The sequence below is a fragment of the Pseudofrankia asymbiotica genome (assembly GCF_001983105.1).
GTDB lineage: Bacteria > Actinomycetota > Actinomycetes > Frankiales > Frankiaceae > Pseudofrankia > Pseudofrankia asymbiotica.
The window spans coordinates 130802-155136 of sequence record NZ_MOMC01000027.1 but is presented as its reverse complement, the minus strand read 5'-3'; the positions used below and the strand labels follow the sequence as shown (position 1 = coordinate 155136).

Sequence of the window (24335 nt, the reverse complement as noted above, 5' to 3'; positions counted from 1 at the left end):
CGGCCGGGTCGCGGCGCCCGGCCGGGTCGCGGCGCCCGGCCGGGTCGCGGCGCCCGGCCGGGTCAGCGCCACGCGTGGCGCCATCGTCCCCGCCGCCGCCGGATCACGGCCTCCGGCTGTTCGGCTCCGCCGCCGAGAACCTCGCGGAGCACCTTGCCCGCCTGGGTCCGGTCCCGTGGCGGGGCGGGCCCGGCCCGCTCATCGACGAGCTGCGCGGGTCCGGCCTCACCGGGCGGGGCGGCGCCGGTTTCCCGGTCTGGCGAAAGCTGGCCGCCGCGTCCGGCGGCGGTGTGACCACCGGACCACCAGCCGCCGCGCTCGGTGGCGCAGGACCGCGCGGCGGGCCGGCCACGGTGATCGCGAACGCGGCCGAGGGCGAGCCGGAGAGCCGCAAGGACGCCTGGCTGCTGACCGCGGCACCCCACCTGGTGCTCGACGGCCTGGCGTTGGCCGCCGAGGCCGTCGCCGCGGCCGAGACCCACGTCTACGTCAAACCGGGCCCCGCCGCCGACGCCGTCACCCGCGCCATCGCCGAACGGCGCACGGCGCGCCTCGATCGTGTACCGCCCGACGTCCGGGCGGCTCCGGCGGGAGTGTTCGTCGCCGGCGAGGCGGCCGCCGCGGCGGCCGCGGTCGCGGGGAGACCTGCCAGGCCGTTCCCCCAGTGGATTCCGCTCGCCGCGCCGGCACCGCGTGGCGCCGGGCGGGCGGGACGGCTGCGCCGGCCGGTCATCGTGCTGAACGCCGAGACGCTCGCTCACCTGGCGCTGGTCGCCCGGTACGGCGCTGGGTGGTTCCGAGGGACCGGCGCACCCGGCGAGCCAGGCACCATGCTCGTCACGGTCAGCGGCGCGGTCATCTTCCCCGGACTGGTCGAGGTGCCGACCGGCGCGACGCTCGGCGAGATCGCCGGGCTCGCGGGTGGCGCGGCCGAGGAGCCGGGGGCGATCCGCGTCGGCGGGTACGGCGGTGGCTGGGTGCCGGCGGGTCGGGCACACGCGGTACCGATGTCGCGGGCGGCCCTCACCGCCTGGGACGCCGGCCCGGGGCCGGGTCTCGTCCACGTGTTGCCCGCGCGGCTGTGCGGGCTGGCGGAGACGGCCAGGATCGTCGGGTACCTGGCCGGGCAGAGCGCCGGTCAGTGCGGGCCGTGCCGCCGCGGCCTGCCCGAGCTGGCGGCGGCGATGGCCAACCTGTCGGCGGCGGGCGGCCCAGGGGTGGGCGGCCTGGCGGCAGGCGAATTCCTGACGGGCGGCTCGGCGGCGTCGAGCAGCGCGGCGGCAGGCGGTTCGGCGGCGGGGGACGCGGCGGGGGACCCGGTCGCCCGTTGGGTCACGCAGGCGGCTGAGCTCGCGGAACTGGTCGACGGCCGCGGCGCGTGCCGCCATCCCGACGGCGCAGCCCGGCTCGTCCGCACCGCGCTGCGTGTCTTCGCCGCGGACCTGGCGGCCCACGCGGCCGGCCGCTGCGTCGGTTCCGTCACGTGATCGCCGTCATCCCAGGTGCTGTTACGCAACGACGCGGGTAGTTCCTGATGTGGCGGCGTTCGCCGCCGAACCGCCGGCGCAGTCCCGAGCCCCGCAACCAGCCGGAAGGACCCAGCAATGTCCAGTGGATCACCGCAATGGTCAGCCAGTTCACGCGGCCCGGCGCAGTCGGAGACGGTCACGCACGCGGGCAGTGGCACTCGCGCCGCGGTGAAGCCGCCGACGAGCTGGCTGCTCACCGTCGACTGGACCGCGTGCGACGGCCGCGGCTGGTGCGTCGAGCTGCTGCCAGAGGTGCTCGCCCAGGACCGCTGGGGCTACCCGATCTCCCGCGAGGACGCGGCCCGCGCGGCCACCGCACGTGACGGCGAGCTCCCCCCGGGCCGACCGAGCCGCGACATCCCGGTCCCGCCGCCGCTGGCCGCGCACGCCCGCCGCGCCGCCGACACCTGCCCGCGGCAGGCGCTCCGGCTGCGCTACGTCTCGTAGCAGGGCCCTGTCAGGTAGTTCCGACCGCGCACGCGAACGCGCCGGAGGTGCGGCGGGCGCGATCTCCGGCCCCCGTCCGCACAGGTCACAGGCGTCTCCTGGACGACGCCCGCTACTCGGCCGAGAGGTCCCCGTCCCTGGGTATCCCCGGCTCGTCTCCTCACATGGATCACGCGGTACGGCCCGGTCGACCCGTGATCAGTGGATCACGCACCGGCCATCGCGCACACTGCGTCTGTCGGGCATCGATGTGCCACCTCGACCACCGCGAGGGGCCATCGTCGGAGTCGTGACGTCGATCCTCGTCAGCCCGGCCTCGGCCACACCGCGTTTCGCCTGGCCGGTGCCGGCGGCGCGGGCAGCGCGCGGCGACCGACACCTACGAGGACGAGATACGGGCCAGACGGCACCTGAAGAGGAAGCAGATCACGTGGGAGCAAATCAGCGGTCCCAGGTCGAGATGACGGCCGAGGAGATCTCGGCATATGTGACGACGCGGCGCACGGCGACGCTGGTGTCGCTCGGGCCGACCGGTCATCCGCACGCCGTCGCGATGTGGTTCGCCGTCCTCGACGGGGTGCTGTGGTTCGAGACGAAGGCGAAGGCGCAGAAGGCGCTCAACATCCGCCGCGACCCGCGCGTCACCGTCCTGATGGAGGACGGCCTGACCTATGACACCCTGCGCGGGGTCTCGATGGAGGGCCGAGCCGAGATCGTGGACGATCCCGAGGCGCTGTGGGCCGTCGGCGTGAACGTCTGGGAGCGCTACAACGGGCCCTACAGCGACGAGGCGAAGCCGCTCGTGGAGTTCATGCTCCACAAGCGCGTCGCCGTGCGCTTCGACGTCGAGCGCACCCGTTCCTGGGACCATCGCAAGCTCGGCATGGGCGCGATGCCCGTCGGGGGGACGACCGCTCCTCGCCACGCCGCATCCCCGTCGTCCCGGTCCCTGTAGGCCGCTCACGTTCAGGATCAGGAGCTTCGGTGGCACGTTTCTCCCTGCCCGAGGAGGCCCCCAGCGGCCTGGGCTCCCCCACGACGGCCAGGGCCATCAAGTACATGGCCAGAACCCAGGTGCGGGTCTTCAGGCTGACCAATGGGCGCGTCGGCGGCAAGTGGCGCGTCGGGGCGGGTTTCCGCCGGCCGGTGCCGACGCTGCTTCTGGAGCATCGCGGCCGCAGGTCCGGGAAGCTGTTCACCACCCCGCTCCTGTACCTGCGATCCGGTGACGAACTGGTCGTCGTGGCCTCTCAGGGCGGGCTACCGAAGAACCCGCAGTGGTATCTGAACCTGATCGCCCACCCCGAGACGCGGGTGCATCTGAAGGGCCGGCGAGATGTCTCCGTCCTGGCCCGGGTCGCCTCGCCCGAGGAACGCGCCAGCCTGTGGCCGCGCCTGGTCGAGCTCTACGCCGACTTCGCGAGGTACCAAAGCTGGACTGACCGCGAGATCCCCGTCATCATCCTGGTCCCCCGCTGACGTTGCCCCCTGCCGGGCAGGTCCATCCGGCGAACTCATCATGGTGACATGGCCACCATCCGGCATCCATGCCGAAAATTCATGGAGCAGCACACCGGCATGTGGAAAGGAGCAAGGCATGAATGGTCTGCCACCTACGCTGCGAGAGCTGGTCGAATCCGGGCCCATGGCTCACCTCAGCACCATCAACCCCGACGGAAGCCCACAGGTGACCGTGATCTGGATCGGCCTGGACGGCGATGACCTGGTCAGCGGACATATGTCGTGGCATACGAAGCTGCGCAACCTCGACCGGGACCCGCGGGCGGTATTGTCCTTCGACGCGCCRCATGTGCCCGGCATCTTCATGAACCAGTACGCCGTGGTGCAGGCGCGAGCCACCATTCAGCCGACCGACGACGCCTGGGACCTGCTCAACCGGCTGGCGAAGGTCTACATCTCCCCCGACGCCGAGTTCCCGGCGCCGAAGGGGCCCGGCTACATCGTGCGCTACTCCATCCAGCGCATCGGCGGCGTCGGCCCCTGGGCACCGGCCTCGCACTGACCACGGGCTTGGCGGCCAGACCCATACCATCGCGCGGCGGCGACCAGGACTCGTGGCCCACCGCCCCGCGTCCCGTCGACCGAACCGGTCTGCCCTGTCCCGAGAAGCCCGGTCGGCCGTGTGCGCCGCCATTACCCCATTCGCACCCTGGAAGTGTGTAAACAGATGGGATCCAGCCGGGCCGCGACAGCACCGCCGGCGCCGCGGGCGGGTAAGGTGGAGGCGTTACCGGTTCTCCGCTGTATGAACGTCATGCATCGTCGAACGGGACGGCCGGACGTGGAGCGCTCCTCGGCCGGCGCGAGACCGGGAGACGAAGGACGTCTACCGGGAAAGTAGCAAGGAGAACGCTCGTGGCTCAGGGTACCGTCAAGTGGTTCAACGCGGAGAAGGGCTTCGGATTCATCTCCGTGGACGGTGGCGGTCCGGACGTGTTCGTCCACTTCTCAGCGATTATGTCGGACGGCTACAAGTCGCTTGACGAAGGACAGAACGTGCAGTTCGAGATCGTGCAGGGCCAGAAGGGTCCGCAGGCTGACAAGGTTCAGCCCGTCTGACGACCCCTCGACCTCAGACAGAGCAGCGCGCGGCCGCCGGGCCGCGCGCTGCTTTGTTCTGAGCGGGCCCCCAAGCTCCACCGAATCGGCCTGATGTAATTTCAGGCAGGGTTGGCCGGTGATTTTGCCGCGCCGCCGGTTTGATCGACGGAAGCGTGCTCGGACGTGAACCGACGGGGGCTCGCGTTTCGATCCCGACCGAGGGCAGCCCGGGCGATCTCGCGCGACGAAGGTCGGCGAACGCCGCCGGGGAGCGGAGGGGACCCGGTCAGCCGTCGCGCGGAGGGAGCCCTGCGCGACGACCGACCGGGCTTGTGAGAAGGGCCTCGACGCTCAGGATGAGCGCCGAATCTTGGCTGCGCCTTAAGAAAGGCTGTAGAGCTGCTGACGGGACGGCGGAGTCCGGCCCGCCGGAGACGGGCCGGACTCCGCCGGTGGTCACTCGCCAGTGCCAGTGGTCACTCGCCGGTGGCGGGCGCCGCGTCGCCCGAGGCGGATGCCGCGGGCGGCTCCGGGACCGACTCGGCGGCCGGCTCGGCCGGGCCGCCGGAGTCGCCGGTCGGCTCGCCGGTCGGCTCGCCGGCCAGGATCAGGTACAGGGCCCTGCGGGCGTCCGTGAGGATCTTGTGGGCGGCCGTGATCTGGTCGGCGTCGCCGGTCCTCGCGACCTGCCAGGTGGCGGCGTGCAGCTCCTGGACCGGGCCGATCAGGCTGGCGCCGCCGCCGGCGCGGGCGGTGAACCCGGCGAACGGGTCCCCGAGCGTCGCGCGGTTGGCGGTGACGTGCTCACGGCCAGCGTCAGTGAGGGTGACCAGGCGCCGGCCGCCATCGGCGGTGACGGTGACCAGGCCCTCGTCCTCGAGCTGGCTGATCGTCGGGTAGACGGCGCCGGGGCTGGGCTGCCAGGCGCCGCCGGTGCGCTCGGCGATCGCCTGCATCAGCTGGTAGCCGTGCATCGGGCCGTCCGCGTCGGCGAGCAGCAGCAGAACGGCGGTGCGAACGTCGCCGCGTCCGGCGCGGCCGCGGCCGCCGCCCGGACGCCCCCGCCGTCCCCATGGGCCGGCGGCCCAGGGCCCCGGACCACCCGGGGGAACCGGGCCGGGATGCATCGCTCCCATGGGGGGCGGTCCGCCGAACACCCCGAGGCCGGGACCAGGGAACGGGCCCCCGTCGGGGCGAGGGAACGGGCCCATGCCAGGGCCGGGGTGATGCGCGAACCCGTGGCCGTGCCGGCGGAACGGGCCGTGGTGCCGCCGGCCTCCGCCGCGCGGGCCGGACTCCTCCGGGTGTGACCCGGACCAATCACGATGATCGGACTTCATGGTGGTGTCTCCTTGCGGAATGTGCGCTTGCGCGCTGATGGAGGTAGATGCGCGGGGGCGTCCGATGGGTATCCGATCGGCGCGCGGCCAGGCGCGCCAGCCGAGCCCGGCGCCTCCCACGAGAGCCACTGGCACCGGGCGCGCTCCGGGCGTTTGCCTATCTGGAGCGAGCCGGTGTTTCAGTGACACGCTCACGATATATCGCGTTAGCACGCTTGGCAAGTCCCGGCTGCCGGCAAGATCCTTCGCGATCGCTCTGGGCGGCGGGCCTGGCCGATCCGAGAACCGCGCCCCAACCCCTGCGGCGGCATGATTGGTTGAATCACGGGGTGGACGGCACACCCGCGCCAACGATCCCGGCAGGGAAGGCGACCGTCGGGGCCGACGGGTCCGGCGCCGCCGCATTACCGGACACGGCAGCGACCCAGACGCTTCTGGACGGCATGGCCGCGCTTGCCGCGCGGCTGGTGGCGCCGGCCGATGCCGATGACCACGGCGATGACCATGGCGATGCCGTCGAGGTGCTCTCGCGGCGGCACGACCGGCTGGTGGTCCGGCGCGGGCGTGTGGTGCTGAAGGCGCACCAGGCCGGCATCGACCCGGCGGCGCTCGCGGCCCGGCTGCTCACCGCGGCCGACCCACGCCTGGCCGCGGCCCTGCTCGCGCCCCAGCCGGTCCCGGGCGCTGAGCTCGGCGGCTACGCGGCCCGCGTCGGTGGACGCTGGGTCAGCGCCTGGCCGTTCGGCGCGGCGCTCGGACCGGACGACGCGGACGACGCGCCGTGGGAGCAGGCCGCCGTGTTGCTGGCCCGGCTGCACACCGCGCCATATCCCACGGACGTCGCGGCCCTCGCCGCCCACCCGCGCAGGCGGCTGGCACCCGCGGTCGAGGCCCTCCGGCGCCAGGCGGCGACGTTGTGCCCGGCCGCGGCGCCCGAGGCCGCGGACGCGCCGAGGGCCTCGCGGCCGCCAACCGTCGCGGGGGCGCGGGAGATCGAAGGGGCACAGGAGGTCGAAGGCGTCCCGCTCTCCGCCGGCTCGGCGCGGGACGCTGTACTGGCCGCCTATCGCGCGCTGCCGGATCGGGACGCGGTCGCGACGGCGCGGCCCGGCCGGCCGGTCACGCTGATCCACGGCGACTGGCATCTCGGGCAGCTGGTCAGGACCGAGGCCGACGGGTGGCGGCTGGTGGACGTCGACGACCTGGGGATCGGCGACCCGGCGTGGGACCTGGCCCGGCCCGCCGCCTGGTTCGCCGCCGGGCTGCTGCCGCCCGCGGTGTGGGCGCGGTTCGTCGACACCTACCGGGTCGCGGGCGGGCCGGCGCTACCCGCCGGTGGCGATCCCTGGCCCGCCGTCGACCTGCCCGCCCGGACGTTCGTCGTCGAGTACGCCGCACGTGCCCTCACCGCGACGCTGCCGACGGCCTCCGCTGGTGACCGGGACAGGGTCGGCCGCGCCGGGGACGGTGTCGGCCCCGACGGGCTCGACCCGCTCGGCCACGCGTTTGTCACCTGTTGCCGCCGGATGCTCTTGTAGTGCCGTTCTCGGCGACGTTCGCCATCCCCTCGCGGCTGCCCCGTGGCGGCGATGTGGCGGCAACGGCTCGGCGCCGGGCAAGACCTGGCTCTAGTCGTACATTTGACAGCGCTGTAGATGATGCAAGGTCAGTACGCTACGGGCCCGACGAGCCCGCCTCCTGGATGGGTAGGTAGACGTGAACCAACCGACGATGCAGTGTCCCAAGTGCCACGCGGTGATGCGGACCTACAACCGCAACGGCGTCCAGATCGAGCAGTGCGACGGCTGCCGCGGGATCTTTCTCGACTATGGCGAGCTGGAGACGCTGACCCGGCTGGAGTCGCAGTGGACGCAGTCGGCTCCGCCCGCCCCGCCGCCACCGCCCGCGCAGCCCTACGGCCAGCCCGCGTATGGCCAGCCAGCGTACGGCCAACCCGCCTATGGCCAACCTGCTTATGGCCAGCCAGCCTGGGGCCACGGCGGCCACGGGCGTGGCCACGGCCGCCACGGGCAGGGCGGCTTCTTCAACATGCTGTTCTCGTCCTGACTCCAGACCCACCAGGGCCTCTGGCCCTCCCGGGCCGAGGCGCCACGGCGTCCGAGGCCCAGCCCAGCCCAGCCCGGCCCAGCCCGGCCCGGCCCAGCCCGGCTCGGCCCAGCCCGGCTCGGGCCCAGTTTCGAGCTTGGGCTTGGGCTCGGCGATCGCCCGGGAAGGCGCACACAAGGCCACGCGAGGCCAGGCAGGACGCTGGCCGAGCGGGTTCGGGCCTGGTTGCCGACGCCCGGAATGGCGACCGATCGACTCTGGACGAGCGTCTCGTCGCTCCAGGGCGAGTGTCTCGGAGCACGAATGTCGCGCGGGGTAACCGTTCCCTCGAGCGGTACTGGTAGGCGGCCCGATGATTGTCACGGTGCGGCGGCGTATGCTCCGTGCGCAACGATACTGGGGACCTTCGCGCCGCCCGTTGACTCTTCACGGCGGATGAACGAAGTGCATCATGCCTGCGCGGAATACCTTAGAGCGCCTTTGGGCCGCTCAAGCCGTATAAAGGACAGCATGACCGCCGCCGGGCCTGTCCCGCTGCTCATCGTTGGCGCTGGTGGCCTGGCCCGGGAGGCGGCGGAGGCCGCCCGCGCGTCCGGTGAGCACCACGTCGTGGGCTTCCTTGACGACAACCCGGCGCTGTGGGGCGCCCCGATCGGGGGTGCGCAGGTGCTTGGCGGCCTGGAACGGGTGGCCCACTACCCACGGGCCCGCCTGCTGCTCGGGCCCGGCCGCGGGCGCTCGCGTGCCGTGCTGCGCCATCGGCTCGAGGAGATGGGCATCGGCGCCGACCGCTACACCAGCGTGATCCACCCGCGCGCCGTGGTGCCGCCCTCGTGTTCGGTCGGGGCCGGGTCGGTGCTGCTCGCGGGTGTCGTGCTCACGGCGGACGTGACCGTCGGCCAGCACGTCGCGGTGATGCCGAACGCGGTGCTCGCCCACGACGTCGTCGTCGAGGACTACGTGAGCGTCTGCGCCGCGGTCACGCTCGCCGGTTCCGCGCGGGTGCGGGTCGGGGCCTACCTGGGGCAGAGCTGCACCGTCCGCGAGGGGCTTACGGTGGGCGCCTGGTCGATGATCGGCATGGGCGCGGCCGTGGTCGGCGGGGTCGGCGACAGCGAGATCTGGGCCGGTGTTCCGGCTCAGCTGCTCCGTCCGTCGGTGGGACCGCCCCCGGTTCCGACAGTCCCGTCGGGCGTCGCGCCCCGCACGGGATTCGCGCGCTCCGGCCGCTGAACGGGCGGGGCGGAATCCGTTCGGAGCCGCCCCGCCGCGCAATCCCAGGCCATTCTGGTCGGTATCCGCGCCGTCCGGTGTCCGCGCCGATACGCCGGAATGGCGTCTGGGTGGTCAGCGGGTGACGGAGCGGCTCCGAAATGCAAAATCGTGCGGCCGGCAGCCGGGCGCGGCGACCCGGAACCAGAATCATTCAGGAACGTGGTTCACCGCGAGCGGGTCAGCGGAGAACTGGGTTACCGACAAGGTGTGACCGTCGGGATCGTTGAACCACACTATTCGGTCACCGTCCGGCGACGTCCAGATACCGAGGCCGTCCTGGTCGATGCCGTCGTAGCGGTTGACCCGCGCGCCCCGGTCGGTGAGCCACCGCACGACGTCCACAATGTCCTCCACCCGCCAGCCGAGCGTCGTGAAGGGCTGCGGCACGACCTCGCGCACCGCGCTGACGCGCAGCATGGTCCCGTCCATCTGGAACACCGCCGCCGACGGCGTCTCCTCCGTCAGCGGGAGTCCGAGGACGCCCTGGTAGAAGTTCAGCGCCCGGTCGAGATCAACCGTCGGCACAAAGGCTATTAGCTCAGCGTCAGCAAGCACTCCCCCACCGTCCTGTACGGCCGACACTCCTAAGGGTCACATCGTCTCACCGTGATGTTTCATCCACCAAAGGAGACGCCGCCAGCCGGGATGTCACCCGACACCAACGGGTAACCACGCCGACGGTGAAACAACGCCGACGCGGCACGACCCCGTGGCGAAACATCGCCACGGGGGGCGACGCCGACGGCCGGCCGGGGATCCTTCGTCCACCGGCCGGCCGTGGGTCACCGGGTACTACCCGCCACCTATGCGGCGATCATCGCGCCCCGAGCCGGGTCGAACGCGGCGGGCTCGAGGGCCAGGTCGAGGACCTCGCGCACGTCGGAGACCAGGTGGACGGTGAGCGCGTCGCGCACCGCCGCCGGCACGTCGTCCAGGTCCGGGCCGTTGCGGCTCGGCAGCAGGACGGTCGTGAGGCCGGCCCGGTGGGCCGCAAGCAGCTTCTGCTTGACGCCGCCAATCGGCAGCACCCGGCCCGTCAGCGACACCTCGCCGGTCATCGCCACCTCGGCCCGCACCGGGCGGCCCGACAGCAGCGACGCCAGCGCCGTGGTCATCGTGACGCCGGCGCTCGGCCCGTCCTTGGGCACCGCGCCCGCCGGGACGTGGACATGCACGCCCCGCTCGGCCAGGTCCCCGACCGGCAGCTCCAGCTCGGCGCCGCGCGAACGCAGGTAGGACAGCGCGATCTGCGCCGACTCCTTCATCACGTCGCCCAGCTGGCCCGTCAGCGTCAGCCCCGTCGCGCCCGTCTCCTTGTCGGCCAGCGACGCCTCGATGAACAGCACGTCGCCGCCGACGCCGGTGACCGCGAGCCCGGTCGCCACGCCCGCCACGGCGGTGCGCTCGGCCGACTCGGGCGTGTGCCGCGGCCTGCCGAGGTAACCGACCAGGTCGCCGCCGCCGACCGTCACCGGCAGCGCCACGGCGCCCTCCGGCTCCGCCTCCCTCGCCACGGGCACACCGCCACCAGCCACATCCGGACCAGCCGCGTCCGAACCAGCCGCGTCCGAACCGGTCACGCCGGCGCCGGAGACATCAGGGCGCGCAGCGCCCATCGCGGCCTTCGCCGCGATCTTGCGCAGCACCCTGGCGATGGAGCGCTCCAGGTCACGCACGCCCGCCTCGCGGGTGTACTCCCCCGCGAGCAGCCGCAGCGCGTCGTCGCCGATCGTCACGTCCGCCGGCGCGAAGCCGGCCCGCTCGAGCTGGCGGGGCAGCAGATGGTCGCGGGCGATGACGACCTTCTCGTCCTCGGTGTAACCGTCGAGCCGGACGAGCTCCATCCGGTCCAGCAGCGGGCCGGGGATCGCCTCGGCCACGTTGGCGGTCGCGAGGAACAGCACGTCGGACAGGTCCAGCTCGACCTCGAGGTAGTGGTCGCGGAACGTGTGGTTCTGCGCCGGGTCGAGCACCTCCAGCAGGGCGGCCGTCGGGTCGCCGCGGTAGTCGGCGCCCAGCTTGTCGACCTCGTCGAGCAGCACGACCGGGTTCATCGTGCCGGCCTCGCGGATCGCCCGGACGATGCGACCGGGCAGCGCGCCGACGTAGGTGCGCCGGTGGCCGCGGATCTCGGCCTCGTCACGCACGCCGCCGAGCGCGACCCGGACGAACTTCCGCCCCATCGCGCGGGCGACCGACTCGCCGAGCGAGGTCTTGCCGACTCCGGGCGGGCCGGCCAGGGCCAGCACCGCGCCGCTGCGCCGCCCGCCGACGACACCCAGGCCAGCGTCCGAACGACGGCGCCGCACCGCCAGGTACTCCACGATCCGCTCCTTGACGTCGTCAAGGCCGGCGTGGTCGGCGTCCAGCACGGCGCGGGCGCCCGCGATGTCGTAGGAGTCCTCGGTGCGCTCGTTCCACGGGATGTCGAGCACGGTGTCGAGCCAGGTCCGGATCCAGCCGCCCTCGGGCGACTGGTCGGAGGTCCGCTCGAGCTTGTCGACCTCCTTCAGGGCCGCCTCGCGGACCTTCTCCGGCAGGTCGGCCGCCTCGACGCGGGCACGGTAGTCGTCCGGCTCGTCGCTGGCGTCGCCGCCAGCGCCGTCGGCGCCGCCCTTGCCGGAAAGCTCGCGCAGCTCCTTGCGCACGGCCTCCAGCTGGCGGCGCAGCAGGAACTCCCGCTGCTGGCGGTCCATGCCCTCCTGGACGTCCTTGCGGATCGTCTCGGCGACGTCGAGCTCGGCCAGGTGCTCCCTGGTCCAGCCGAGGACCTTCTCGAGCCGGGCCGCGACGTCGGCGGTCTCCAGCAGCGCCAGCTTCTGCGCGGCGGTGAGGTACGGGGCGTATCCGGCGGTGTCGGCGAGCGCCGACGGGTCCTCGATCGAGGTCACCGAGTCGACGACCTGCCACGCGCCGCGCTGCTGCAGCAGGGTGGTGACGAGCGCCTTGTACTCACGGGCGAGGTCGATGATCTTGCCGTTCGCGGGCGTCACGTCGTCGAGAACGGTCGCCTCGACCCACAGCGCGGCGCCGGGGCCGGTGCTGCCGGTGCCGATGCGGGCGCGCGCCACCGCGCGGACGACCACCGCGGGCTCGCCACCCGGCAGCCGGCCGACCTGCTCGATCACGCCGAGCGCGGCCACCGGCGCGTACCTGCCATCCAGCCGAGGCGTCAGCAGGACCTGCGCCTTGCGGCCGTCGGCCGAGCCCGCCGACCCCGCCGAGCCGGTCGTGGTGGCGCTGTCAGGCGATCGCGACTGGGCGGACGCTCTCGCCGCGTCCACCGCGGCGCGCGTCTCCACGTCGGAGAGCGCGAGCGGCACGACCATGCCGGGCAGCACGACCGCGTCGTCGAGCGGCAGAACAGGCAGCACACGAGTCTGGGTCACGAAGCACATCCCTCACGGTCAACAGAGCAGTCATCGCCAAGCCCAGAGAACTTGACACTGACCGACTCAAGTCATCGGAGCCCGTCGTTGTTCCGCCTCAGCCACCCTGTCTGTTCGCCGAGACCGAACAGACAGCCACGGGCAGGTGGGCCAGCGAGGCTGGGAGCGCTCGCCCTGTTTTGTCGCGCCCTGGCGCCCGTGGATGGATGCTGCTGACCAGCCGCGCCGCTCGCCGCCGAGCAGCGCGCCGAGCAGCAGAGGAGCCGAGGAACAGCCATGACGATCGCAACACCGCCCGTCCCCGCGCCGGGCGCCCAACCCACGCCAGTCGGGCCGCCGCCGCCGTTCGACGCGGAGATGACCGCCATCGTGGAGACGATCGCGGAGTCCCTGCCCCCGACGATCACCCCCGACATGATCTCCCGGCTGCGTGGCGACGGCGGCGTCGCGCCCGGGCTGACGAACGACGACCTCGCCGGGAATGGGGCGTTCGAGGTCAGCGAGATATCCGTGCCCGGCCCGGCCGGGGCGCCCGACGTGGCGCTGCTCGTCTGCCGCCCGACGGCGACGACGATCGAGGCCGCCGGCGCCGGCCCGGGCACCGCCCAGCCCGTGATCTACCACTCCCACGGCGGAGGAATGATCATCGGGGACTTCCGGACCGGGCTGCTGAGCATCCTCGACTGGGCCCGGCAGCTGGGCCTGGTGGTCGTCTCGGTCGACTACCGGCTCGCCCCCGAGCATCCGCACCCGGCACCGGTCGAGGACTGCTACGCGGGCCTGCGCTGGACCGCCGACCACGCCGCCGAGATCGGCGGCGACCCCGGCCGCCTGATCGTCGCGGGCCCGTCCGCCGGCGGCGGGCTGTCCGCCGCGCTGGCGCTGCTCGCCCGCGACCGCGGCGGCCCGGCGCTCGCCGGCCAGGTGCTCATGTCCCCGATGCTCGACGACCGCAACGACACCCCGTCCGCCGTCCAGATGGCCGGCCGCGGCGTCTGGGACCGGTCCGCCAACGAGACCGGCTGGGGCGCGCTGCTCGGCCCCGCGCGCGGCGGGCCCGACGTCTCCCCCTACGCCGCGCCGGCGCGGGCGGCGGACCTCTCCGGGCTGCCGCCGGCCTACGTCGACGTCGGCTCGGCCGAGACCTTCCGCGACGAGGACGTCGCCTACGCGAGCGGCATCTGGCGGGCGGGCGGCCAGGCGGAGCTGCACGTCTGGCCCGGAGCCTTCCACGGCTTCGACATGCTCGCCCCCCACACGGCCATCGCCCGCCAGGCCAAGGCCGCCCGCCTCCTCTGGCTCCGCCGCCTCCTCGCCAGATGACGCCGCGGATCTGACCGCCGGCCTGGAAGGCGAAGGTCGGCGGTTCGATCCGCCCGTGCCCACCACCTCTGACGATCCGCGTTTTCAGACGGGAGCGCGTATGATCGCCGCTCTGTACCGGAAGGGAGAAACGGGATAGTCTTCACCTGGATTGGTTGTCGATATTTGGCGGACGGCGGCCAGTTCAAAAATATCGGTTGAGTGCCGTCGACGACGGCGGGGTCATGACCGGGAAAGGTGGAGAGTGGACACCGACGCCGTTCCGAAAACGGCCGTTCCGGGTCGATCCGAAGCGGCCGACCCGGAACGGTTCGCAGACTGGGAAAGCCTCGCCGAGAGCGGCTGGTCAGCGCTGGAGGCACTGGCCCGGGCCCTGCACGTCAAGGAAGCCCGGCTGCAACCGACTCTCGACGCGGTTGTGCTGACCGCCATCGACACCATCAGTCCGGCGGCATTTGCCGGGWTAGTCCTCCTCGAGCGTGGCACGCTCGTTCCGCAGGCCGTTCACGGAGAACCGGCCCAGCGGCTTGATGACTTCCAGATACGGAAGGGCGACGGTCCCTGTATCGACGCCGCGAGCTCCCGCGGTGTGGTCTCCATCCACGACACTCGTGCCGACGAGCGGTGGCCCGATTTCTGCGCGCAAGCCGCCGCGTACGGGGTGGCCAGCATGCTCTGCGTACCCCTGAACGCCGATGAGCAACGCCTTGGCGCGCTGAGCCTGTATGGCACCCGGATCGACGCCTTCGACGATGTCCACCTACGGCTGACCCGGCTCTATGCCACCCACGCCGCGCTCGCGCTCAGCGATGCCCGACGCACGGAGCAACTGCACACCGCGCTGGCCAACCGGGCCATCATCGGCCAGGCCAAGGGCATCCTCATCGAACGGCTGAAGATCACTCCGGATGCGGCGTTCCGCCTCCTGGCCGAAGTCTCGCAGAGGTTGAACCACARACTGGTCACTGTCGCGACACATCTGATCGAAACCGGCGAGCCCCCCGAGCCCGCGGCCCGGCGGGCCACTCGCGCGTAAGTCTCACCGTGACCGCCGCCGCGCGGCCTTTCGGATGCTTCCGCCCGTACGGAACCGACCGCCGCGCGGTCCCTGACAGGGACCACGCGACGGCCGGCCAGGTTCTCTACCGGGCGGGTGGTGCGGAGTTCGCCATCACCTCGTCGGCGCGGCTCCACACGCGGTGAAGGCCCAGTGCCTCGATGACCTGATCGCTGAAGGACTTGGTGACGGTGTCGGCGACGACGACCCCCGGGCGGTCACCGGTGATACCAGCGGCGGCGAGGATGTGGGCGCCGCTGCCCCAGGCGGCCAGTGGCTTGAGATGGCGGTAGGCCTCCTGGARAAGCAACGACACCTTCAGCTCGTCCGTCGGGGTGGTACCGCCCGCGACGACTACCGCGTCGAACTCGATGGATCGCGCGGTGAGATTTGTCCGCTCGACGATCTCCGTGTTCTTTCCGTGCTGGAGGACTCCACCGGTGGGGGCAACGACGAGGAGCGTGGCGCCGAGTTTCTCCGCGGCCTTGCGAAGCTTCCCTATACCGGCGAGGTCCGCGCCCGCGTCGGCGAGCACGCCGATGCGTCGACCGGCGATGGGGCCGGGCTCGCTCACCAGCTGGGACAGGGCCGGGGAAAGGATGACGTCGTCGGATGGCGTGCCCGCGGGAGCGGGCAGGCCGAGCCCGGCGGCGACCCGGCCGCACAGCTCGGCGTCGACCTCGGCGAGAACCCGCAGCTCCCGTTCCCTGATCGCCTGCTCGTAGCACTTGCTCAGCTCGAAGGTGAACGCCTCGACAATGTGCGTCTGCTCCACGGGGCTGAGGCTCCGGTAGAAGGCGGTGGCCTGGGAGAAGTGGTCGTCGAAGGAGACCGGGTTGGCGCGGACGGCCTGGCCCTCAAGGGGGCGCGCCGTCTGCACGTAGGCGCCGTCCTCGCCCGTCGCGACCTGCGGCAGACCACCGTCGATGCTGTTGGGCCGGTACGGTGCCAGGCCGGTGTGAATCGCGGTCTGGTGCATCCCGTCGCGCRGCATGTCGTTGACCGGGCAGTGCGGACGGTTGATCGGTAGCTGGGTGAAGTTCGGTCCGCCGAGGCGGGTGAGCTGGGTGTCGAGATAGGAGAACAGCCGGGCCTGCATCAGGGGATCGTTGGTGACCTCGATGCCGGGGACGAGGTTGCCGGTGTGGAAGGCGACCTGTTCCGTCTCGGCGAAGTAGTTGGTGGGGTTCGCGTTGAGCGTCAGCTTGCCGATCAGCTGCACCGGGGCGAGCTCCTCAGGCACGATCTTGGTGGGATCGAGYAGGTCGATGCCCGCGAACGTGTTCGTCCCGTCGTCCGGTAGCACCTGGATGCCGAGCTCGTATTCAAGGAGGGCTCCGGATTCGATGCCGTCAGCCAGGTCCCGACGGTGGAAATCGGGATCGAACCCGGCCGCGAGCTGCGCCTCCTCCCAGACCAGGGAGTGAACGCCGGCGACCGGCTTCCAGTGGAACTTCACCAGACTCGACGCACCCTCGTCGTTGACGAGGCGGAATGTGTGGACGCCGAAGCCCTCCATCGTCCGGTATGACCGGGGTATCCCCCGGTCGCTCATGTTCCACATCACATGGTGCGTCGCCTCCGTGTGGAGGGAGACGAAGTCCCAGAATGTGTCATGYGCCGACTGGGCCTGCGGGATCTCCCTGTCCGGGTGCGGCTTGCCGGCATGGATGATATCCGGGAACTTGATGCCGTCCTGGATGAAGAAGACGGGAATGTTGTTGCCCACGAGGTCGAAGTTCCCCTCGTCGGTGTAGAACTTCACCGCGAATCCTCGGGTGTCGCGGACCGTGTCAGCCGACCCTCGCGACCCCAGCACGGTGGAGAACCGGGTGAATACCGGCGTCACCCGGCCCTTGTCACGCAGGAACGCCGCCCTGGTGACCGTCGCCRCCGTTCCGTAGGACTCGAATATGCCGTGCGCGGCCGCTCCGCGGGCGTGTACCACCCGCTCCGGAATCCGCTCATGGTCGAAATGGGTGATCTTCTCTCGCAGATGGAAATCCTCGAGCAGCGTGGGTCCGCGATCGCCGACCTTCAGCGAGTGGTCGGTGTCGGGAAGTCGCACTCCCTGCGCGGTGGTCAGGAGGTCGCCGACCTGGGCACGTGCGTCCGCGGTCGGAGCGTCGCCGTCAGCGGCCCCGGATGGACCGGACAGCTTGGGAGCGCTCTGATCGGGGTGACGGGGGGTGGGCATCAGTACTCCGTACGAGTAGAGCAGAGGCGATGGTCTTCACCTGCCGGCTACCGTGTCCCAGGCATGGGCCCACCAAACCCCGCCGGACCACAGAACCGCCGCTAGGACTGCTCGACGTGCCTCGGAGTCGACCAGCCCGACGCGCTCAGGCGAGCGTCGCGATGTCGATGACGAAGCGGTAGCGGACGTCGCTGGCGAGGACGCGCTCGTAGGCGGTGTTGACGTCGGCGGCGCCGATCAGCTCGATCTCGGCAGTGATGCCGTGCTCGGCGCAGAAGTCGAGCATCTCCTGGGTCTCCCGGATGCCGCCGACGTTCGAGCCGGCCAGGTTGCGCCGCGTCTGGATCAGCGAGTACGCGAGGTGTCTCTGCGGGTCGCCCGGGCCGCCGACGTTGCACATCGTGCCGTCCAGGCGCAGCAGCGACAGGTACGCGTCCAGGTCGAGGCTGGCCGACACCGTGTTCAGAATGAAGTCGAGGCCGCCCCGCAGCTCGTCGAACGTCGCCTCGTCGCTGGTCGCCCGGTAGCGGTCGGCGCCCAGGCGCAGGCCGTCCTTCTCCTTGGAAAGCGTCTGGCTCAGCACGGTCACGTCGGCGCCCAGCGCGTGCGCGAGCTGCACACCCATGTGGCCGAGGCCGCCCAGGCCGACGATCGCGACCCGTGAGCCCGGCCCGATCTTCCAGTGTCGCAACGGCGAGTAGGACGTGATCCCGGCGCACAGCAGCGGCGCGGCGGCGTCGAGCGCGAGCGCGTCCGGGATCCGCAGCACGAACGACTCCCGCACGACGATCCGCTCGCTGTACCCGCCGTAGGTGGGCGCGCCGTCATGGTCCCTGCCGTTGTACGTCGCCACCGGGTGGGCGGCGCAGTACTGCTCCAGGCCGGCGACGCAGGCCTCGCAGGTCCCGCAGGAGTCGACGAAGCAGCCGACGCCGACCCGGTCACCGACCGCGAACCTGGTGACCGCCTCGCCGACCGCGGCGACGACGCCGGTGATCTCATGGCCGGGCACCATCGGGAAGATCGCCGGGCCCCAGTCCTCGTTGGCCTGGTGGATGTCGCTGTGGCAGATCCCCGCGTACCTGATGTCGATGACGACGTCGTCCGGGCGCGGGTCGCGCCGCTCGACAGTGGCGGGCTCGACGGTCGCGCCCGCGGCCGGGATGGCAAGTGCGCGTACGGTGGCCATCGTTCTCCTGTTCGATCATGCGGTCGGGCGGTCATGCTGTCCGGCGAAGGGCGCGGCGCGCGTACCTGTCGACAAGCCTGCGCGGACGGACCCGCGACGGGATAGTGCTCGCGGCACAGCTGTCCGTCGGCGGTGGCCCGCGTCGGCCGGCCCCACCCGCTGGGTCTCCGCTCGCTGGGTCTCGGCTCGCTGGGTCTCGGCTCGTTGGATCTCGGCTCGTTGGATCTCGGCTCGTTGGATCTCGGCTCGTTGGATCTCGGCTCGCCGCCTGCCTGGACGCCGGCGCGTCACCCTGGCCGGTGCCGGCGGCGCGCCCGGCGTGGACCGGTGGGCGGACGGCGGCGGCGTGCCCGACGGCGACGGGACCGGGCCAAGGGCCGCGACGGCCGCYGCGGCCATGGCCCGGCCGTAGCGGTCCGCGCCGGGCGACGGGACCGGGCAGGGCGTGACCGGTGGCATCTGGCGCGGGCAGAAGTGCACCCCGTCGGGGCTGCGCACGGTCACCGCCCCGTCAGGTTCGCACTGTTCACCCGGAAGGCACGGCAGCGCCCGCGCGAACCGGCCGTCCGGCATGGTCACCGCCCGGCCCGCGGGCACGGCGGTCGTGTCCGGTAGGTCACGAGCGATGTCACGCCAGATCTGGTCGAGCGGGGTGAGCCCGCCGCCGCTCACCGGCTGGTCGAGCCGCGGCGGCGCCTCGACCAGCAGGACGTGGGAGCCAGCCCGGGTGAGCCGCGTGACCGCCTTCGTGACGTCGTCACGGTAGGCCTCGACGAGGTCGCGGCCCTTCATGCAGGGCGACCCGGTGTTGCCGGAGAAGGACAGCACCGCCACGGTCGGGTGCCACCGGCGGGACTGCTTGCGCATGTCGTCGAGCCAGTCGCAGGGCGCGGTGCCGCCGTACGTGTGGATCAGGAGCGACGGGTCGCCGGCGGCCGTCACCGCCGCCTTGAACGGCCCCTGCGCCTCCCAGGCCAGCGAGTCCCCCCACAGCGCGACCTTCCGGTCCCCGCCTCCGCCCCCGTCCGGCCTGCTGACGACCGCGACCAGTCCCAACAGCACCGCCCCGATGAACAGCCACCCGATCGGCCCCGGCCGTCGCGCCGCCACCCAGCCCCCGCCCCCCTGCTCCGAGCCACCGCCAGCCGTGCGCGGCCCCGTAACCGTCCAGCGGCCCCGGTGGGACCGCCGCGTCGCCGCGTCCCGGCCCCGTCACCCAGGACGGGTCGGAACACACTGCGACAACGTGAAAGATGCCCGGTTCCCGCTCCTCAACGCGCCCCGGATGGACTCTCGCACGCCCCCACCGCTCACGCGGCGGGCACGACGTGCGCAGCCGGCGGCCAGGGGGTCAGCTGGCGGCCAGGAAGCGGTCCAGGACACGGACGCCGAACCGGAGGGCGTCGGTGGGGACACGCTCGTCGACGCCGTGGAACATGCCGGAGAAGTCCAGGTCGGGYGGGAGGCGCAGCGGGGAGAAGCCGAAGCAGCGGATGCCGAGGCGGGAGAACGACTTGGCGTCGGTGCCACCGGAGAGCATGTAGGGGACGGCGCGGGCGCCGGGGTCCTCGGCGCGCAGCGCGGCGGCCATCGCGTCGACCACCGGCCCCTCGAACGGCGTCTCGACCGCCCGGTCGAGCACCACCCATTCGCGGCGGATGTCCGGGCCGATCAGGTCGTCGATCTGGGCGATGAACTCCTCCTCCTGGCCGGGCAGGAACCGGCCGTCGATGCCGGCCGTCGCCTCGCCCGGGATCACGTTCACCTTGTAGCCGGCGTTCAGCTGCGTCGGGTTGGCGGTGTTGCTGATGGTGGCGCCGATCATCCGCGCGAGCGCGCCGAGCTTGGCGACGGTCGTCTCCAGGTCGTCGGTGTCGATCTCGATGCCCAGGGCGTCGCCGACCGAGTCGAGGAACTGGTGCACGGTCGGGGTCAGGATGACCGGGAAGCGGTGCCGGCCGACCCGGGTGACCGCCTCGGCGAGCGCGGTCACCGCGTTGTCCGAGGAGAGCATGGAGCCGTGGCCCGCGCGGCCGCGCGCGGTCAGCTTCATCCAGGCCATGCCCTTCTCGGCGGTCTGGATGAGGTAGAGCCGCAGGTCGTCGTTGATCGTGTAGGAGAAGCCGCCGACCTCGCTGATCGCCTCCGTGCAGTCCGCGAACAGATCGGCGTGGTTGTTCACCAGCCAGCTCGCGCCGAGCGGGCCGCCGGCCTCCTCGTCGGCGACGAACGCGAGGACCAGGTCGCGCGGCGGCTTCCGGCCGGTCCTCATCAGGCCACGGACGACGGCGAGCGTCATCGCGTCCATGTCCTTCATGTCGATCGCGCCGCGCCCCCACAGGCAGCCGTCCGCCTCCTCGCCGCTGAACGGGTGGTGGGTCCAGTCGGACGGGTCCGCCGCGACCACGTCGAGATGGCCGTGGATCAGCAGCGGGGGACGGCTCGGGTCGGCGCCCTCCACCCGGGTGATGACGCTGGTACGGCCCGRCTCGGACTCCAGCAGCGTCGGCTCGAGACCGACCTCGGCGAGCCTGGCGGCGACGTACTCGGCGGCCGTGCGCTCGAACCCGTCGCCGTTGCCGCGGTTGGTCGAGTCGATCCGCAGCAGGTCCCGGCACAGTTCGACGACCTCGTCCTGAGCACTCGTGTTCGGCAGCTCCGCCGCCGTCACGGTGGTCATGGACCCGGGTCCGGCCGTCATCCCCGGGAAGGCTGTCGAATCGTTCGCCATGCCTGACAGTTTGCCCCTGGCGCCTGGCGTACGCCGGATCGGCCACGGAAACAACCCGATCCAGGTAACCTATTGGAAATAGTGAGACGTACATCACTCGCCTGACCGACCGATCGCACGGAGTCTCCACCAGGGCAGTCAGGCCGGACCTGGGGCGCCGCGGCTTTCGGACGCCCGGCTCTCGGGTAGACGCCTAAGGGCGCGCGATGGCGGTGAAGCGTGGCGCGCCCCAAGGCCCTTGATGTCACAGGGCCCGCGCTGGGCAGCGTACGGGCCAAGGGTGGCGCGATCGGGCCGGTAGCCGCGCCGTACGCCGTATGGCCGGCCATCGGGCACCGGGACACGTCACCGGCGGCCTCTTGCCGACGCGGCCGGAAGGGGTGGCTCATGACGCTGTATCCGTGCCCACGAATGGATCTTCACTGCAAGGCATTGTTCGAGTCGTCAGGAGACCTTGACGACCATTACCGGTGGACGCACGGCTATCGGCGTACCTCGCGGTACTTCGCCTCGCTTCGGCCAACACGGCCACCAACGACCAGCGAACCCCGTGACCTTCGGACCGAGCGGGGAGCCCGAGCAACCGCAGGCGCCGCCGCGGCGGCGGGCGCCCTGCCGCCCGGCCAGCAGCGGGCCGTCGGGCGCGAGGCGAGCGGTTTCGGCCCACCCGCGACAGCTGGCGCGGCACGCTCCCGCCGTACCCGTCATGAGCCCGCCGGCGCGGGTGCTCCCTCGCGCCGGCGCGCGCGCCGCCACTAGCAACTTCAGGGACCGTTCACCCAACGCCAACACTCACGCCCACGGATCAACGGATCAGTCAGACGCGGCGTGTCACCGGCGGCGCGCCGTGTCTGGCTGATCTCCAGAGCCCGCGCCTCTCCAGGACTCGCGCCGCGCGGGCCAACGTCACCTGTCGCGGCGCTGAACTACCAGCGCCGATCTGGGAGGTCAGGGCCTGCTACCTGACAATGTCGTAAGATTCGCAGGTGTTGCCTTCCCGTCGACCAACCTTTTTTCGATCGGTCTGGGCCGGGGGGCGCGCCCCCACGGCCGGACTAGGACTGGCGGGCCGGGTATGCCGGCAGGGTGGCTAGTCCGATGGCGACCCCGCTCTACGAACTCCAGGCCCAGTTCTTTCGTTCCCTGGCCCATCCGGCCCGCATCCGCGTTCTCGAGCTTCTCCGCGACAGCGAGCGCTCGGTCGGCGAGCTCGTGGGCCAGGTCGGCCTCGAGGCCTCCCACCTGTCCCAGCAGCTCGGGGTGCTGCGCCGCGCCGGCCTGGTGACCACCCGCAAGCAGGGCACGACCGTCTACTACGCGCTGGCGACGCCGCTGATCGTCGGCCTGCTGGACCAGGCCCGGCTGATCCTCACCGGCGTCCTCAACGAGCAGGCGGAGATCCTGCGCGATCTCCTCGCCGCCCAGCCCTGACCGGACGCCGTCGCGGCACGGCGGGACCGCCCACGGCCAACCGCCATGACCGGGGCGTGGACGGCCGCGGCGGGCGTCCCCTGGACGCCCGCCGCGCTGTCGTGCCGTCGTGCCGCGTGGCCAGGCCAAGGCGTGGCCACGCCCGTTCAGTAGGAGGAGGCGCGCGCCTCGTCGTCGTCCTCCTCCTGCTCGTACAGCTCGGTCCAGCCGGAGCTCACCGTCGCGTCGACCTCGCCGTCCAGGTCGTCGTCCGCCGCGCCACCGAGATCGGCCCGTAGCCGATCGATATCGATGGAYGGCGAGTGGTACTTGAGCTCCCGGGCGACCCTCGTCTGCTTCGCCTTGGCCCGACCCCGCCCCATGGCCCACTCCCTTCCGCGACGCCGCGGCACCCGCCGCCGCGCACCGTGCTCGTCGCCCGTGCCTGTCGCCTACGACGAAACGTCCACGACACCGATGGCCGTCCGCCCACGACACCGTCCGGCGCGCCGGGACCCGCCCGGGCGTCAGGCTCCCGCCGCCCGCGCGGCCCTTCGGCGCGAGCCGCCGTGCGTTGCCAGCGCTCTGTGTCAACCACTCGATACGGCCGGCTATGCCGGCCTTCTCGAGGGCCCACGCTGTCGCCCCACAGCCGTTGCCCCACACCTGTCGGGCAGCGGTCGTCGTCAGTAGTCGACCGCTGAATACCTTACAACCTCGTCAGATTGTGAGCGTTGCGGTCGCCGTCGTCGCGGCGACCGCCACCATCGTTCCCGATCCGTCCTGGATCCTCACTCCCGCGGCCGCGGGGCCACACCGCCAGGGTTCGGGGACCATGCTGCGCTCCTTAGCAGGGAACCTGCACACTGGGGGCGTGACGGACGAGCGCAACATTCTCGGTGATCCTCTGGAGCCGTGCGGCACCGACCCGATGACCGGTTTCTTCCGGGATGGCTGCTGCAGCACCGGACCTGAGGATCTCGGCAGTCACACCGTCTGCACCGTGGTCACCAAGGAGTTCCTCGATCATCAGCGCGCCGTGGGCAATGACCTGTCCACCCCTCGCCCCGAGTGGGCCTTCCCCGGCCTGCGTCCCGGCGACCGGTGGTGCGTGCTCGCGACCCGTTGGCTGCAGGCATACCGGGCGGGCGCCGCGGCGCCCGTCGTGCTCGCCTCGACGAACGCCCGCGCGCTGGAGATCATCCCGCTCGAGGCCCTGCGGGAGCACGCCGTCGACGTACCCGCGGACCCCCGCTCGCTGACCTGAGCCCGCCAGGACCGGGTCGCCGACGTGACTGGCCACGACGGTGGCTGGTTGACACAGCGCCGACGCGCCGTGGCCAGATGGCGGCCGGCTGGCCGCCAACCCGGTCAGCCGTCGATCCAGCCGTTCTTCTCGGCGAGCCTGGTCAGGCCACGGCGGACGGCCAGGATCTGCGCGCCGGTCAGCGTCGGCTCGGTCTGCAGCAGAAGCTCGGTGATCTCCCGGGTGAACTCCTTCGCCGACGGGACGTAGAAGAAGTCCTCGGTGTCGTCCCCCGGCTCGCGCACCGGGCCCTCGGCGGTGGCCGTCCCGGCGGCTGGCGACGAGCCGGCCTGGCCCGTGCGCGCCAGCCGCGCGCCGGTCGCCTTCGGCCCGCGGTCGCCCTGCTCGACCTCGAACTCCATGGTCACGCCAGCCGTCACCAGATGCTTGTCGACCAGCAGATCGTTGGCATGGAGGAAGATGTCCTCCCCGCCCCCGGCAGGGGCGATGAACCCGTAGCCTCGAACCTGATCAAACCTCAAGACCTTGCCTGTGCGCACACATCACCCCGAA

General features: G+C 72.1%; 22 protein-coding genes. 13 read left to right on the top strand and 9 right to left on the bottom strand.

The genetic code is table 11. The features are described from left to right. Positions 1 to 74 precede the first annotated feature (74 nt). The 6 genes from BL253_RS14855 (at position 75) to BL253_RS14830 (ending at position 4556) form a co-directional block, all read left to right on the top strand. Positions 75 to 1487, top strand: a complete 1413-nt coding sequence (locus BL253_RS14855) for an NADH-ubiquinone oxidoreductase-F iron-sulfur binding region domain-containing protein (protein WP_241834802.1) — start codon at positions 75 to 77, stop codon at positions 1485 to 1487. 117 nt (positions 1488 to 1604) lie between these two features. Then, positions 1605 to 1976 (top strand): ferredoxin, encoded by a 372-nt coding sequence (locus BL253_RS14850; protein ID WP_081438321.1) that lies wholly within the window; start codon positions 1605 to 1607, stop codon positions 1974 to 1976. Positions 1977 to 2406: 430 nt separating this feature from the next. Continuing rightward, positions 2407 to 2931 (top strand): pyridoxamine 5'-phosphate oxidase family protein, encoded by a 525-nt coding sequence (locus BL253_RS14845; protein WP_076817316.1) that lies wholly within the window; start codon positions 2407 to 2409, stop codon positions 2929 to 2931. Positions 2932 to 2960: 29 nt separating this feature from the next. Continuing rightward, positions 2961 to 3455, top strand: a complete 495-nt coding sequence (locus tag BL253_RS14840) for a nitroreductase family deazaflavin-dependent oxidoreductase (protein WP_076817314.1) — start codon at positions 2961 to 2963, stop codon at positions 3453 to 3455. A gap of 118 nt (positions 3456 to 3573) precedes the next feature. Beyond that, positions 3574 to 3999 (top strand): PPOX class F420-dependent oxidoreductase, encoded by a 426-nt coding sequence (locus tag BL253_RS14835; RefSeq protein ID WP_076817313.1) that lies wholly within the window; start codon positions 3574 to 3576, stop codon positions 3997 to 3999. 353 nt (positions 4000 to 4352) lie between these two features. Then, a complete protein-coding gene (locus tag BL253_RS14830; RefSeq protein ID WP_071051652.1) occupies positions 4353 to 4556 on the top strand; it encodes a cold-shock protein in 204 nt (67 codons plus the stop codon). A 458-nt stretch (positions 4557 to 5014) separates the two neighbouring features. Here the strand turns inward: BL253_RS14830 and BL253_RS44740 are convergent, their stop codons facing one another. Next, a complete protein-coding gene (locus BL253_RS44740) occupies positions 5015 to 5878 on the bottom strand; it encodes a PadR family transcriptional regulator (protein ID WP_076817311.1) in 864 nt (287 codons plus the stop codon). Between the two features lie 329 nt (positions 5879 to 6207). Here BL253_RS44740 and BL253_RS42905 point away from each other — a divergent pair, with 329 nt between their 5' ends. The 3 genes from BL253_RS42905 (at position 6208) to BL253_RS14810 (ending at position 9178) form a co-directional block, all read left to right on the top strand. Continuing rightward, positions 6208 to 7416 (top strand): aminoglycoside phosphotransferase family protein, encoded by a 1209-nt coding sequence (locus tag BL253_RS42905; protein ID WP_076817309.1) that lies wholly within the window; start codon positions 6208 to 6210, stop codon positions 7414 to 7416. Positions 7417 to 7609: 193 nt separating this feature from the next. Next, positions 7610 to 7945 carry a TFIIB-type zinc ribbon-containing protein gene (locus BL253_RS14815; RefSeq protein ID WP_076817408.1) on the top strand — a complete coding sequence of 112 codons (336 nt, stop codon included), beginning with the start codon at positions 7610 to 7612 and terminating at the stop codon, positions 7943 to 7945. A 510-nt stretch (positions 7946 to 8455) separates the two neighbouring features. After that, positions 8456 to 9178: a NeuD/PglB/VioB family sugar acetyltransferase gene (locus tag BL253_RS14810; protein ID WP_076817307.1), complete on the top strand. Its 723-nt coding sequence runs from the start codon at positions 8456 to 8458 to the stop codon at positions 9176 to 9178. A 189-nt stretch (positions 9179 to 9367) separates the two neighbouring features. Here the strand turns inward: BL253_RS14810 and BL253_RS14805 are convergent, their stop codons facing one another. Together BL253_RS14805 and lon are read right to left on the bottom strand one after the other, a co-directional pair. Continuing rightward, positions 9368 to 9775, bottom strand: coding sequence for a VOC family protein (locus BL253_RS14805; protein WP_076817305.1), 408 nt, complete (start codon positions 9773 to 9775; stop codon positions 9368 to 9370). A gap of 248 nt (positions 9776 to 10023) precedes the next feature. Next, positions 10024 to 12609 (bottom strand): endopeptidase La, encoded by a 2586-nt coding sequence (gene lon, locus BL253_RS14800; protein ID WP_076817406.1) that lies wholly within the window; start codon positions 12607 to 12609, stop codon positions 10024 to 10026. Between the two features lie 276 nt (positions 12610 to 12885). Between lon and BL253_RS14795 the strand changes: the two genes are divergently transcribed. Beyond that, positions 12886 to 13932 carry an alpha/beta hydrolase gene (locus BL253_RS14795; protein ID WP_076817303.1) on the top strand — a complete coding sequence of 349 codons (1047 nt, stop codon included), beginning with the start codon at positions 12886 to 12888 and terminating at the stop codon, positions 13930 to 13932. A 244-nt stretch (positions 13933 to 14176) separates the two neighbouring features. Further along, a complete protein-coding gene (locus BL253_RS14790; RefSeq protein WP_158230359.1) occupies positions 14177 to 14968 on the top strand; it encodes a GAF and ANTAR domain-containing protein in 792 nt (263 codons plus the stop codon). Between the two features lie 106 nt (positions 14969 to 15074). Here BL253_RS14790 and BL253_RS14785 read toward each other — a convergent pair whose 3' ends face one another. The 4 genes from BL253_RS14785 to BL253_RS14770 form a co-directional block, all read right to left on the bottom strand. Continuing rightward, positions 15075 to 17186: a catalase gene (locus tag BL253_RS14785; RefSeq protein WP_076817302.1), complete on the bottom strand. Its 2112-nt coding sequence runs from the start codon at positions 17184 to 17186 to the stop codon at positions 15075 to 15077. Positions 17187 to 17331: 145 nt separating this feature from the next. Continuing rightward, positions 17332 to 18375: an NAD(P)-dependent alcohol dehydrogenase gene (locus tag BL253_RS14780; RefSeq protein ID WP_076817300.1), complete on the bottom strand. Its 1044-nt coding sequence runs from the start codon at positions 18373 to 18375 to the stop codon at positions 17332 to 17334. Between the two features lie 15 nt (positions 18376 to 18390). Beyond that, the gene (locus BL253_RS14775; protein ID WP_241834801.1) at positions 18391 to 19485 is read right to left on the bottom strand and encodes a DUF459 domain-containing protein; all 1095 of its coding nucleotides are present in this window, start codon (positions 19483 to 19485) and stop codon (positions 18391 to 18393) included. A 241-nt stretch (positions 19486 to 19726) separates the two neighbouring features. Beyond that, positions 19727 to 21106, bottom strand: coding sequence for a M20/M25/M40 family metallo-hydrolase (locus BL253_RS14770; RefSeq protein ID WP_076817298.1), 1380 nt, complete (start codon positions 21104 to 21106; stop codon positions 19727 to 19729). 1098 nt (positions 21107 to 22204) lie between these two features. Here BL253_RS14770 and BL253_RS14765 point away from each other — a divergent pair. Continuing rightward, entirely contained in the window at positions 22205 to 22537 is a 333-nt protein-coding gene (locus BL253_RS14765; RefSeq protein ID WP_076817297.1) for an ArsR/SmtB family transcription factor, read from the top strand. A gap of 146 nt (positions 22538 to 22683) precedes the next feature. Here the strand turns inward: BL253_RS14765 and BL253_RS14760 are convergent, their stop codons facing one another. Further along, positions 22684 to 22899, bottom strand: coding sequence for a DUF3073 domain-containing protein (locus BL253_RS14760; RefSeq protein WP_076817295.1), 216 nt, complete (start codon positions 22897 to 22899; stop codon positions 22684 to 22686). A 344-nt stretch (positions 22900 to 23243) separates the two neighbouring features. Between BL253_RS14760 and BL253_RS14755 the strand changes: the two genes are divergently transcribed. Then, positions 23244 to 23783, top strand: a complete 540-nt coding sequence (locus tag BL253_RS14755) for a DUF2237 family protein (RefSeq protein WP_241834799.1) — start codon at positions 23244 to 23246, stop codon at positions 23781 to 23783. Positions 23784 to 23887: 104 nt separating this feature from the next. Here the strand turns inward: BL253_RS14755 and BL253_RS14750 are convergent, their stop codons facing one another. After that, positions 23888 to 24322, bottom strand: a complete 435-nt coding sequence (locus BL253_RS14750; protein WP_076817293.1) for a cold-shock protein — start codon at positions 24320 to 24322, stop codon at positions 23888 to 23890. Positions 24323 to 24335 lie beyond the last annotated feature (13 nt).

What these genes read in the sequence shown, in the direction of transcription:
- BL253_RS14850 (WP_081438321.1), top strand. Translation starts at nt 1,605, where the DNA reads ATGTCCAGTGGATCACCGCAATGGTCAGCCAGTTCACGCGGCCCGGCG.
- BL253_RS44740 (WP_076817311.1), bottom strand. Translation starts at nt 5,878, where the DNA reads ATGAAGTCCGATCATCGTGATTGGTCCGGGTCACACCCGGAGGAGTCC.
- BL253_RS14815 (WP_076817408.1), top strand. Translation starts at nt 7,610, where the DNA reads ATGCAGTGTCCCAAGTGCCACGCGGTGATGCGGACCTACAACCGCAAC.
- BL253_RS14810 (WP_076817307.1), top strand. Translation starts at nt 8,456, where the DNA reads ATGACCGCCGCCGGGCCTGTCCCGCTGCTCATCGTTGGCGCTGGTGGC.
- BL253_RS14795 (WP_076817303.1), top strand. Translation starts at nt 12,886, where the DNA reads ATGACGATCGCAACACCGCCCGTCCCCGCGCCGGGCGCCCAACCCACG.
- BL253_RS14780 (WP_076817300.1), bottom strand. Translation starts at nt 18,375, where the DNA reads ATGGCCACCGTACGCGCACTTGCCATCCCGGCCGCGGGCGCGACCGTC.
- BL253_RS14765 (WP_076817297.1), top strand. Translation starts at nt 22,205, where the DNA reads ATGGCGACCCCGCTCTACGAACTCCAGGCCCAGTTCTTTCGTTCCCTG.